At 36.7% G+C, this 12,585-nt stretch carries 6 protein-coding genes, 2 tRNA genes and 3 rRNA genes; 3 read left to right on the top strand and 8 right to left on the bottom strand.

Going from position 1 to position 12,585, the window contains the following annotated elements; translation table 11 throughout:
* Window positions 1–29 precede the first annotated feature (29 nt).
* Together AC3IPI_RS15630 and AC3IPI_RS15625 are read left to right on the top strand one after the other, a co-directional pair.
* Entirely contained in the window at window positions 30–1,229 is a 1,200-nt protein-coding gene (locus tag AC3IPI_RS15630) for an NAD(P)/FAD-dependent oxidoreductase (RefSeq protein WP_489153892.1), read from the top strand.
* A 21-nt stretch (window positions 1,230–1,250) separates the two neighbouring features.
* Window positions 1,251–1,511, top strand: coding sequence for a SemiSWEET family sugar transporter (locus AC3IPI_RS15625; protein WP_039115827.1), 261 nt, complete (start codon window positions 1,251–1,253; stop codon window positions 1,509–1,511).
* A gap of 57 nt (window positions 1,512–1,568) precedes the next feature.
* On the opposite strand, the gene AC3IPI_RS15620 is transcribed toward AC3IPI_RS15625, so the two are convergent.
* The 3 genes from AC3IPI_RS15620 to AC3IPI_RS15610 all read right to left on the bottom strand — a co-directional run bounded on the left by AC3IPI_RS15620 (window position 1,569) and on the right by AC3IPI_RS15610 (window position 3,395).
* A complete protein-coding gene (locus tag AC3IPI_RS15620; RefSeq protein ID WP_039115829.1) occupies window positions 1,569–2,588 on the bottom strand; it encodes a helix-turn-helix domain-containing protein in 1,020 nt (339 codons plus the stop codon).
* A 255-nt stretch (window positions 2,589–2,843) separates the two neighbouring features.
* Window positions 2,844–3,182, bottom strand: a complete 339-nt coding sequence (locus tag AC3IPI_RS15615; RefSeq protein WP_489153889.1) for a hypothetical protein — start codon at window positions 3,180–3,182, stop codon at window positions 2,844–2,846.
* Between the two features lie 51 nt (window positions 3,183–3,233).
* Window positions 3,234–3,395 carry a DUF1328 family protein gene (locus tag AC3IPI_RS15610; RefSeq protein WP_039115832.1) on the bottom strand — a complete coding sequence of 54 codons (162 nt, stop codon included), beginning with the start codon at window positions 3,393–3,395 and terminating at the stop codon, window positions 3,234–3,236.
* A 547-nt stretch (window positions 3,396–3,942) separates the two neighbouring features.
* On the opposite strand from AC3IPI_RS15610, the gene AC3IPI_RS15605 reads away from it, so the two are divergent.
* On the top strand, window positions 3,943–6,216 hold the full coding sequence (locus AC3IPI_RS15605; RefSeq protein WP_489153887.1) for a glycosyltransferase: 2,274 nt from the start codon (window positions 3,943–3,945) through the stop codon (window positions 6,214–6,216).
* 177 nt (window positions 6,217–6,393) lie between these two features.
* Here the strand turns inward: AC3IPI_RS15605 and rrf are convergent.
* The 5 genes from rrf to AC3IPI_RS15580 all read right to left on the bottom strand — a co-directional run bounded on the left by rrf (window position 6,394) and on the right by AC3IPI_RS15580 (window position 11,670).
* Window positions 6,394–6,503, bottom strand: a 5S ribosomal RNA gene (gene rrf, locus AC3IPI_RS15600).
* 164 nt (window positions 6,504–6,667) lie between these two features.
* Window positions 6,668–9,552 (bottom strand): 23S ribosomal RNA (locus AC3IPI_RS15595).
* Between the two features lie 190 nt (window positions 9,553–9,742).
* Window positions 9,743–9,816 (bottom strand) — tRNA-Ala (locus AC3IPI_RS15590).
* Between the two features lie 147 nt (window positions 9,817–9,963).
* Window positions 9,964–10,037, bottom strand: a tRNA-Ile gene (locus AC3IPI_RS15585).
* A gap of 119 nt (window positions 10,038–10,156) precedes the next feature.
* Window positions 10,157–11,670 (bottom strand): 16S ribosomal RNA (locus AC3IPI_RS15580).
* The 16S, 23S and 5S rRNA genes sit together here with 2 tRNA genes alongside, the layout of an rRNA operon.
* Window positions 11,671–12,585: the final 915 nt, after the last annotated feature.

The following is a 12,585-nucleotide window of genomic DNA, read 5'->3' as shown; positions in this document are numbered from 1 at the left end:
AATCAAATGATTATCGAAAAGATACAATTATGAAACTACGTTCAACCGAAACTTTTTGGCCTATAAAAAATGCTATGGACACAAGTTATCCATCGTTGGATGCAGACATTACTACGGCTGTTTTAATTATAGGCGGAGGAATTACCGGAGCTTTAATAGCTTATAAACTAATCTCCGAAGGTAAGAAAGTAGTTCTTGTAGACAAACGAGATATCTGTAACGGTAGTACGGCCGCAAGCACAGCGCTATTACAATATGAAATTGATATTTCTTTGCATGAATTAATAGAAAAAAGAGGCTTCGAATGTGCCGTTTCGAGTTATAAGAATTGCGAAAAAGCAATCTTTGATCTCAAGAAAATTATAGATACAATAAAAAGTGATTGTCAATTTGAGTTTAAAAAGAGTATCTATTTTTGTTCATTAAAAAAAGATATTCCGTTTTTACAAAGAGAGTTTAAAGCACGAAAAGAGAATGGTTTTAAAGTAAAGTGGCTAGAAGAAATTGATTTAAAGAAGCAAGGTTTAAATGCTTTTGCTGCCATAGAATCAGAATCTGGAGCAATAATGGATCCGTATAAACTGGCACATGACCTTCTGAAATATTGTAAACAAAAAGGAATGCTAATCTATGACCGCACTAATATTACTGAATTTAAACATCTAAAAGGAAAAATAGTTGCTTTAACTGAAAATGATTTTACAATTACAACCGAAGACATTATACATTGTACTGGTTATGAAAGTACTGAAACCCTTACTGAAAAGGTTGTAGATTTAAAAAGTACTTATGCATTAACATCAGAAAGCTTTATAGAAATTCCTAATCCTTTTAAAAATGCTATTTATTGGAACACATCTGAACCTTATTTATATTTTCGAGGAACTGCCGATAATAGAATTATTATGGGCGGTGGCGATGAAGAATTTCATAATGCCGAAAAACGAGATAAATTATTACACCAAAAAGAAACCTATCTTTTAAAACAATTCGAGAAATGTTTTCCTGATATAAATTTAAAACCTGATTATTCCTGGGCTGGGACATTTGGAGAAACTCAGGACGCTCTACCCTATTTTGGCAGACCTAATCCCAAAAAAAAGGAACATTATGTTTTAGGATTTGGTGGTAACGGCATTACTTTTAGTGTCATGGCAATGAATTCTATTATGGCATCTCTAAACGATTCTCAACATCCTGATTTAAACTTTTATAAGTTTAATAGATAATTAAATTCCTAAAACAATGTTATGGAAACTACTAATATCATAGGGCTTGTAGCAGGAATATGCGTAACTATTGCTGTTATTCCGCAAATTATAAAAGTGTGGAAATCTAAAAAAGTAAAAAATGTTTCTTTAACGATGTTTAGTACGTTAACATTAGGTATTTTTTTATGGGTCGTTTATGGTTTTCTTAAAAAAGATTATCCGATAATGATAACAAATAGTATTTCTTTATTTCTTAATTTATTGATGATCTACTTTATTAGTAAATACGAAAAAGAATAAACAAAAAAAAACAGCTTTATAAAAGCTGCTTCTTTTCTTAATAAACCAATAAATATATTAGGCTGTTTTAGCTATCGAGTTCTGGTTGTATTTATATTCTTTAGGACTACAGTTGTACTTTTGTTTGAATATTTTAGAGAAATAACTTCTGCTTGTAAAACCTATAGAATATACAATCTCAGAGATATTTAAGTCTGATGTTCTAATTAAATTCTCTGCTTTTTCTATTCTCATAAAAGTTATAAAATCATTCACAGTTCGATTATGCACGAGCTTAAATCCTTCTTGCAATTTATTTGGTGATAATCCTGTTTTTTGAGTTAAAAACTTAATAGTAAATTCCTCTGCAGGAAAATTTATAATGAAATTTGAAATCCTTTTGATTTCATCAATTTGTTTTAATGTAAGACAAGTTATAGCTTGAGATATCTTAGTAAAACTATCAGTATGCTGCTCGATTTCCATTGCCAAAATAATTTGCAAAATTCCTTTTTTTAGCAAACTCCGAACAATTCCTGTTTGGGTTATAGCATTAAACTCTTCAATTTTTTCGGCAATCTTAAAATTTTGGAATCTAATATCTAAGTAATTTTCTTTCTTATTTAAAAATGTATTTTTTAGCTTATTTATTAAATCATCATTATGTCCATTAGTAGATACACTAATACCAACTCCTATTATAGAAAATTTAATCGGAATATTTTTTTCAAAGTATAAAATACTATTAATACTAGAAGAACTTTTTAGTACTCCTGAATTATATTTCTTAAGACTCTTTTTATCTCCATTCTCTCCAAAACTATGCTTAAGAGCACCTTCAGAACAATAAGCAAATAAAATTGGGGATGTCTTAAAAGATTCCATACTCAACATTACATCATCAGAAAAAACAAGATCAAATTGCATGTACGCCATCCCTTCCTGAAATGTTATTCCTTCGATATTACCTTTTACAAAATCTGATTCTAGTGCTAAATTGTATTCTTCATTATTCAAGGTCAAAGTACCTTTAAGACTTTCTTTTAATTCATTAAAAACATCTTGTGCTTTTCCGGCTTTTAGATATATATTTTTCATTTTTAATAATTTTTTAAAATAATTCTTAATTCTTTTGAATGTTCTAAAAAAACAGATGCTCTAAATCTGTTTTAATTCTTTCTTGATACTTTCAAATTTCGCATTATAAACAAGAATATTGTTATAGAATTTTGATATTAAGTTTCATAATTAACTATATATCAACACAAAGCACAAAAAAAAGTCTTATCATTATAATGACAAGACTTTTTAAACAAAATAATTTTATTGATCCCCCAATCAATAAAAAAACAGTTATGGATTATTTATACTTTCTTTATCTGAACAATTAATCTCCGGAATATCCTTAAAAAATTCAGAGGCATCTAAATCACTAGTGGGACCATAGCCCAGTAAAAATGTTCCTTTTACTGAGTCGGCAGTTTCAATTATGTACAAAATAGACATATCATCGGGATTACTCATACCTTCATATCGATGTTGTGCTACAATAAATATCTCCTCTGGTTTATAGGAGTATTTTGTTTCTGTATCAATTAAATACCCATTTTCGAAAAGATAGTTAGATGTATATCCTTTTTCTTGATACTCTTTAATATAATCCGTTTCGTGTTTTCCATATTCTATTTTCATAATTAATAAATTTTTTAAAGAGATAAATACAATATTTTACCTTCTTTTAATTTATACTTTTCTTCTTCCTGTAACCAATGAAATTACAAACAATACAATGAAGATAAAGAATAGCACTTTGGCTATACTTGCGGCTCCAGCAGCAATACCACCAAAACCAAAAATTCCGGCAATAATTGCAAGAATTATAAAAATGACTGTCCAACGTAGCATAATGATATATTTTTAGTTAGTAAATAAGATCATGATGATCTTCTAGTTATTACAAATTTCTCTTTTCTTAAAGAATTGAATTAACTCAAACACAAAAATTATTACCTCAATTAAACATTAACCTTATAAATACTTAAAAAAATAAATTATGTTTTTTTTAAATCTAGTATTTTAAACAATTTATAATTATCTAAAAACAAGTCAATTACGTTATTTATAATTCATTTTTACTAGCTATTTATCCTTACATTTGATAAAAGCAATTTTATCTATTTTGCGATTTTAAACTTTAAATTTCAACCAAATCTTCCATTTTTACGAATAAACATAAATGAGTCAATCAAATAATCGATTGAGTTAATCTATGTAATTCTACAATACTAATTTTATAAATTCAAGATTTGTTACAAAACGGTTACTAGATATAAAACTAGAATAGAATAACTTATAAGCCCCATAATACATCTAGTACATGTTGTCGATAATAAAGTTATAGTAGAATAATAAACATAAAATGATTTATTACAAGAACTAAAAATTAACGCCCATGAAAACGAGAGACACTAAATCGAAAATAATATTCCTTTCTACATTTCCGCCAACACAATGTGGTATTGCTACCTATACAGAAGACAGTATTAATGCGATAAATAAAGTATATGGAAAAAGTATTTCCTGTGAAATATGTGAATTGACCGATAAAATAAATCCAAATACTAAATCGGGATATGTTTTAAATACTAAAAATAGAGATGAATATAAGAAGGTAGCGCTTGAAATAAACAAAGACGATGCTGTAAAATTAATCCATATTCAGCATGAATTTGGATTGTTTGGCGGAGAATATGGTAATTTCCTAATCGACTTCTTAAATGCAAGTAAAAAAGCTATAACTTTTACTTTTCATAGCGTTATTCCAAATCCAAACGAAGAATTAAGAAGCTTTGTTAAATTATTAGCATCATATTCTGATTCGTTTTTTGTAATGACAAATCAATCTAGAAAAATTCTCGTTGAAGATTATGGAATAAATAAAGAAAATATTGTTTGTGTTCATCATGGTACACATATCGTAGAATATGAAAATACATCAAAAGCAAAGCAAAAATTTAATTTTGAAGATAGAATAATACTTTCCACTTTTGGATTATTAGGTGAAGGTAAAAATATTGAGACAGGATTAAAAGCACTTCCGAAAATTGTAGAACAATTCCCTACTGTATTGTATCTGATTCTTGGGAAAACTCATCCCAATAATATTATTAATAATGTAGATGAATACCGCAATCATTTAGAATCTATTGTAGATGATTTGAACTTAAAAAACAACGTTCTTTTTGTTAATCAATATTTAGAAGTTAAGGAACTTTTAAATTATTTAAAAGCAACCGATATCTATCTTTTTACATCAAAAGACCCGAATCAGGCTGTAAGTGGTACTTTTTCATATGCTATGAGCTGTTCATGTCCTATTGTAGCAACTAAAATACCTCATACTATAGAGGTACTTACTCCTGATACTGGTATTTTGGTAGATATTCAAAACTCGGAACAATTTGCAAATGCGACTATAAAACTTCTTTCTGATTCAGGATTGCGAGAATCTATGGCTTTAAATGCATTCGAAAAAACCAGAAAAACGTCCTGGGAGAATGTAGCAATCAAGCATATGATTACCTACCAGAAGATTATAAAAGAGCCTATAGAAGTCAAATTTACGTATCCAGCAATAAAAATGGATCATCAAAAAAATATGACTACATCGCTAGGAATGATACAATTTAGTAAAATCTCTGAGCCTGATATTACTTCTGGTTATACACTCGATGATAATGCGAGAGCATTAATTTCTATGTGTTTACATTACCAACTTAAAGAAGATATCAATGATATTTATTATATCAACACCTATCTTAATTTTATTGAAAGATGCCAACAACCTGAAGGTAATTTTATAAATTATGTAGATGAATTTAATAATATAGATCCTAAAAATGATACTGTAAATCTAGAAGATTCAAATGCAAGAGCAATTTGGGCTTTAGGAATGCTAATTTCATTAAAATCGACACTTATACCTCCTTCAACGCTAAACAAAGCATCTAAATGTATTTTAAAAGCATTAGATTGGACAGAAACAGTTGCTTCGCCTAGATCAATTGGTTTTATAACCAAAGGATTGTTTCTATACAACTCCGTTGAACCTACACCACGTATTATCGAAATAATAGATAAACTAGCTGATAGACTTTCTAAAAATTATAATGATCATGCAACCAAAAATTGGAACTGGTTTGAAAATTATCTTACTTATGCCAATAGTATATTGTCTGAATCGATGCTATATGCTTACTTAGCAACGGATAGGTTACTATATAAGAAGATTGCAATTGAATCTTTTGATTTTTTATTACCCAAAATGTTTATAAATGGAGAATTCAAAGTCATTTCTAATAATGGATGGCATCATAAAGGATCGATACCCTACCAATATGGTGAGCAACCTATAGATGTTTCGTATACTATACAGACATTAGACCTATTCTATAAAATTTTTAAGGATCCATTTTACAAAAAATCCATGAAAATAGCCTTTAATTGGTTCTTGGGTCAGAATCATTTAAACCAAATTATGTATGATCCAATTACTGGCGGTTGTTATGATGGTTTAGAAAAAGAAAATGTAAATCTAAATCAAGGTGCTGAGTCTACGATATGTTATTTAACTGCACGTTTACTCATGGAGAATAATATTGTTGCTAATAGTAAGATTATAAAGTTGGAGAGCTCAAAAGAAAACTTAGCATATAAATCAATTTAGATCACATTATCACTCGAAGTAGTTAAAAATAAAATTTAACGCAAAGAGCGCAAAGGATTACGCAAAGGTTCGCAAAGTTTAATAAATAGCTTTGTGAACCTTTGCGTTTTTTTGCCTAATCCCAAAAAGTTAAGTCCAAAAAAAAATCCTCATCAAATAAATGATGAGGATTCTAAAGAAAGGCGACGACATACTCTCCCACATAACTGCAGTACCATCTGCGCAGGCGGGCTTAACTACTCTGTTCGGGATGGGAAGAGGTGAGCCCCGCCGCAATAACCACCTTAAGGTCGTTGTTACTTGAGGTAACTTTTTTAATTAATAATTAACAATTGATAATTCATAATTAAAAACAATATCTTAACACACTGAGATAAAGAAAAAAGTATTTTTTAGAAAGTTTCTCCCAGCCCCTTTGTTCCCCCTTCGGGGGTTAGGGGGCTGGAAAAGCGTACATAAGCTTACGGATTATTAGTACTACTCGACTATGACATTACTGCCTTTACATCTATAGCCTATCAACGTGGTCATCTCCCACGATCCTTAAAAGAAATCTCATCTTGTGGTGGGTTTCGCGCTTATATGCTTTCAGCGCTTATCCCTTCCAAACGTAGCTACTCTGCGGTGCTCCTGGCGGAACAACAGATACACTAGAGGTTTGTCCAATTCGGTCCTCTCGTACTAGAATCAGATCCACTCAAATTTCTTGCGCCCACAGTAGATAGAGACCGAACTGTCTCACGACGTTCTGAACCCAGCTCGCGTGCCACTTTAATGGGCGAACAGCCCAACCCTTGGGACCTTCTCCAGCCCCAGGATGTGACGAGCCGACATCGAGGTGCCAAACCCCCCCGTCGATATGAGCTCTTGGGGGAGATCAGCCTGTTATCCCCGGCGTACCTTTTATCCTTTGAGCGATGGCCCTTCCATGCGGAACCACCGGATCACTATGCTCTACTTTCGTACCTGATCGACCTGTATGTCTCTCAGTCAAGCTCCCTTATGCCATTGCACTCTACGCACGGTTACCAAGCGTACTGAGGGAACCTTTAGAAGCCTCCGTTACTCTTTTGGAGGCGACCACCCCAGTCAAACTACCCACCAAGCAATGTCCCCCGCTTGAGCGGGGTTAGGCCTCAGATAAACAAAGGGTTGTATTTCAACAATGACTCCACAACGCCTAGCGACGCCACTTCACAGTCTCCAACCTATCCTACACATCATTTATCCAAGGTCAATACTAAGCTATAGTAAAGGTGCACAGGGTCTTTTCGTCCCACTGCGGGTAAGCGGCATCTTCACCGCTACTACAATTTCACCGAGCTCATGGCTGAGACAGTGTCCAGATCGTTACACCATTCGTGCAGGTCGGAACTTACCCGACAAGGAATTTCGCTACCTTAGGACCGTTATAGTTACGGCCGCCGTTTACTGGGGCTTCAATTCAATGCTTCTCCGAAGATAACATCTCCTCTTAACCTTCCAGCACCGGGCAGGTGTCAGGCCCTATACTTCATCTTACGATTTTGCAGAGCCCTGTGTTTTTGATAAACAGTCGCCTGGACCTCTTCACTGCGGCCAGCATTGCTGCTGGCGACCTTTCTCCCGAAGTTACAGGTCTATTTTGCCTAATTCCTTAGCCATGAATCTCTCGAGCACCTTAGGATTCTCTCCTCGACTACCTGTGTCGGTTTGCGGTACGGGTACTTATTACCTGAAGTTTAGAGGTTTTTCTTGGAAGCCCTTAGGCGCACTATCTCTTTGACCGAAGTCTCCGAGTACTATCGTATTTCCCCAAGCCGCGTGGATTTGCCTGCGCAGCTTATAGGTAGGTACTTCAACGAACTATTCCGTCAGTTCGCGGCGCTTTCATCACTCCGTCACCCCATCACAGTAATAAGTAGTACGGGAATATTAACCCGTGGTCCATCGACTGTCCCTTTCGGGTTCGCCTTAGGTCCCGACTAACCCACAGCTGATTAGCATAGCTGTGGAAACCTTAGTCTTTCGGTGTGCGGGTTTCTCGCCCGCATTATCGTTACTTATGCCTACATTTTCTTTTCTAACCAGTCCAGCATGCCTTACGACACACCTTCAACCCTGTTAGAATGCTCCCCTACCACTTTGACCTAAGTCAAAATCCATAGCTTCGGTAATATGTTTATGCCCGATTATTATCCATGCTCGTCCGCTCGACTAGTGAGCTGTTACGCACTCTTTAAATGAATGGCTGCTTCCAAGCCAACATCCTAGCTGTCTGGGCAGACAAACCTCGTTCTTTCAACTTAACATATATTTGGGGACCTTAGCTGATGGTCTGGGTTCTTTCCCTCTCGGACTTGGACCTTAGCACCCAAGCCCTCACTGTTGTGAAACATTATATAGCATTCGGAGTTTGTCAGGAATTGGTAGGCGGTGAAGCCCCCGCATCCAATCAGTAGCTCTACCTCTATATAACTTTATGCACAACGCTGCACCTAAATGCATTTCGGGGAGTACGAGCTATTTCCGAGTTTGATTGGCCTTTCACCCCTACCCACAGGTCATCCGAAGACTTTTCAACGTCAACCGGTTCGGTCCTCCACTGTGTGTTACCACAGCTTCAACCTGCCCATGGGTAGATCACACGGTTTCGCGTCTAACACTACTGACTAAAGCGCCCTATTCAGACTCGCTTTCGCTACGGATCCGTGGCTTAACCACTTATCCTTGCCAGCAACGTTAACTCGTAGGCTCATTATGCAAAAGGCACGCCGTCACCCCACGAAAGGGCTCCGACCGCTTGTAAGCGTATGGTTTCAGGATCTATTTCACTCCGTTATTCACGGTTCTTTTCACCTTTCCCTCACGGTACTGGTTCACTATCGGTCTCTCAGGAGTATTTAGCCTTAGCGGATGGTCCCGCCAAATTCAGACAGGGTTTCACGTGCCCCGCCCTACTCAGGATACCACTATCCTTTACACTCATTACCTATACGGGACTATCACCCTCTATGGTTCTACTTTCCAGTAGATTCTAATTCTTTGTGCAAGAAATGTCGTGGTCCTACAACCCCAACATTGCCGTAACAACATTGGTTTGGGCTAATCCGCGTTCGCTCGCCACTACTTACGGAATCACTTTTGTTTTCTTCTCCTCCGCCTACTTAGATGTTTCAGTTCAGCGGGTTTGCCCACCTATCGGTGTACTATGTCTTCAACATAGTGGGTTGCCCCATTCAGGTATTTACGGATCATATCGTGTGTGCCGATCCCCGTAACTTTTCGCAGCTTATCACGCCTTTCATCGCCTCTGAGAGCCAAGGCATCCCCCATACGCCCTTATTTTGCTTATTGTACCAGTCTTGATAAATCAAGACCGTTTTCTTTATATCCAGTATTACTACTGTCAATAAAAAATGCTTTCTACTTTTTATTATTTTCTTATCTCAATATGTCAATGAACTTTTATTTGGTTGCTCGAATCTGGTTGTTAGTTGTTAGGTAAACCCATCAACTTTAAACCATCAACTGACAACTAAATCAGTGGAGAATAACGGAGTCGAACCGTTGACCTCCTGCGTGCAAGGCAGGCGCTCTAGCCAGCTGAGCTAATCCCCCATTTTAATTAAAAATTAAAAATCGTGAATTAAAAATTATGAACTTTATCATTCTTAATCTTTCAACTTCTAAAATTTCCTTTTTTTTAAGTTTACAGTCTTTTTTAATTTTTAATTCTCAATTTTTAATTGAAATTCTTTAAAAAAGTAGTCCCGGGCAGACTCGAACTGCCGACCCCTACATTATCAGTGTAGTACTCTAACCAGCTGAGCTACGAGACTCTGTTTACTTAATTGTATTATTTGAACTAACAGCAGAGTAATATAATCTTCAATTTAACCTATAGGTCAATTCGTCTTCTTTCCCTAACGTGCACAAGTGCTAACATATAGGGCTCTAGAAAGGAGGTGTTCCAGCCGCACCTTCCGGTACGGCTACCTTGTTACGACTTAGCCCTAGTTACCAGTTTTACCCTAGGCAGCTCCTTGCGGTCACCGACTTCAGGCACCCCCAGCTTCCATGGCTTGACGGGCGGTGTGTACAAGGCCCGGGAACGTATTCACCGGATCATGGCTGATATCCGATTACTAGCGATTCCAGCTTCACGGAGTCGAGTTGCAGACTCCGATCCGAACTGTGACCGGTTTTATAGATTCGCTCCTGGTCGCCCAGTGGCTGCTCTCTGTACCGGCCATTGTAGCACGTGTGTAGCCCAAGGCGTAAGGGCCGTGATGATTTGACGTCATCCCCACCTTCCTCACAGTTTGCACTGGCAGTCTTGTTAGAGTTCCCGACATGACTCGCTGGCAACTAACAACAGGGGTTGCGCTCGTTATAGGACTTAACCTGACACCTCACGGCACGAGCTGACGACAACCATGCAGCACCTTGTAAATTGTCTTGCGAAAGTTCTGTTTCCAAAACGGTCAATCTACATTTAAGCCTTGGTAAGGTTCCTCGCGTATCATCGAATTAAACCACATGCTCCACCGCTTGTGCGGGCCCCCGTCAATTCCTTTGAGTTTCATTCTTGCGAACGTACTCCCCAGGTGGGATACTTATCACTTTCGCTTAGCCACTGAAATTGCTCCCAACAGCTAGTATCCATCGTTTACGGCGTGGACTACCAGGGTATCTAATCCTGTTCGCTACCCACGCTTTCGTCCATCAGCGTCAATCAATTAGTAGTAACCTGCCTTCGCAATTGGTATTCCATGTAATCTCTAAGCATTTCACCGCTACACTACATATTCTAGTTACTTCCTAATAATTCAAGTTTAACAGTATCAATGGCCGTTCCACCGTTGAGCGATGGGCTTTCACCACTGACTTATTAAACCGCCTACGGACCCTTTAAACCCAATGATTCCGGATAACGCTTGGATCCTCCGTATTACCGCGGCTGCTGGCACGGAGTTAGCCGATCCTTATTCTTACAGTACCGTCAAGGTTCTACACGTAGAACTGTTTCTTCCTGTACAAAAGCAGTTTACAATCCATAGGACCGTCATCCTGCACGCGGCATGGCTGGATCAGGCTTGCGCCCATTGTCCAATATTCCTCACTGCTGCCTCCCGTAGGAGTCTGGTCCGTGTCTCAGTACCAGTGTGGGGGATCTCCCTCTCAGGACCCCTACCCATCGTAGCCTTGGTAAGCCGTTACCTTACCAACTAGCTAATGGGACGCATGCTCATCTTTTACCGTTGTGACTTTAATAATTGCTCGATGCCGAGCTATTATACTATGAGGTATTAATCCAAATTTCTCTGGGCTATCCCTCTGTAAAAGGTAGATTGCATACGCGTTACGCACCCGTGCGCCGGTCTCTGCTCCCGAAGAAGCATACCCCTCGACTTGCATGTGTTAAGCCTGCCGCTAGCGTTCATCCTGAGCCAGGATCAAACTCTTCATCGTATATTTTAATATTATATTCGACTAATGATTCTATCGGTTTTATTCAAATCTCTCGATTCTATTACTCTTATTTTGTTGTTCTAAGATCTCTCTTAAAACGGCTGTCAATTCAATATGTCTAGGAACGTATTCTTCTTTTTAATGTCGCTTGTTTCTCAAAGCGGGTGCAAAAGTAGAAAAGTCTTTTCTAACTGGCAAGAAATTTGTGAAGTTTTTTTGGAAAATTTTCGTTTCCGTTTTCTTCTTTCTTATCAATCTTTCAAGGAACTTTGCTTGTTTTGCGGGGTGCAAATGTAACATCCGTTTTCCATTCTCACAAGCTTTTCTAAATCTTTTTTTTAGAATTTTATTTCTAATTTGATTCGTCTTGCTTGCCAGTATTTAAAGGAACGTTTGTCGTTGTTGCGGGTGCAAAACTACCACCTTTATTCAGTTAAACAATACTTTTTAGAGAGTATTTTTTGTTTATTTTTTAACACTCTGATAACAGTGTGTTTACAGGTGTTGTTTTTTCTTTCTATCTGGCTTTTTAAGACTCTCCCTCTAGGTTTTCCTTGTTTTTGCTGGATTTCGCGCAAAGACGCTAAGGCACAAAGTCTCTTTTATTGTCGTTTATTCTGAAGTTGTATTGGATTTTGCCTCCCCTAGCCCTGATAATAGCGAAAATCCTTGGCCTTTTTTCTTTAAAAAGGACAAGATTGTAGCGGATAGCAGGAAATAGCTCCTGAAAAACTACTCCTATATATAAAGGAAAAGAGCTCTCCTTATATATAGGTACATAAAATGAAGAAGCCTTCTCCAAATAATAGAATTGGCCTTTTGTCTATGATTTTTAGACTGCTAATTTAAATCTTCAATTTTTTCTGAAATATGCTTCAATCTATTATGGATCCTGCCATATCCCCATCAATAACA

The organism is Flavobacterium sp. GL_143, from assembly GCF_057834355.1.
The sequence above is the reverse complement of the archived record's forward strand: the minus strand, read 5'-3'. Positions and strand labels throughout refer to the sequence as shown.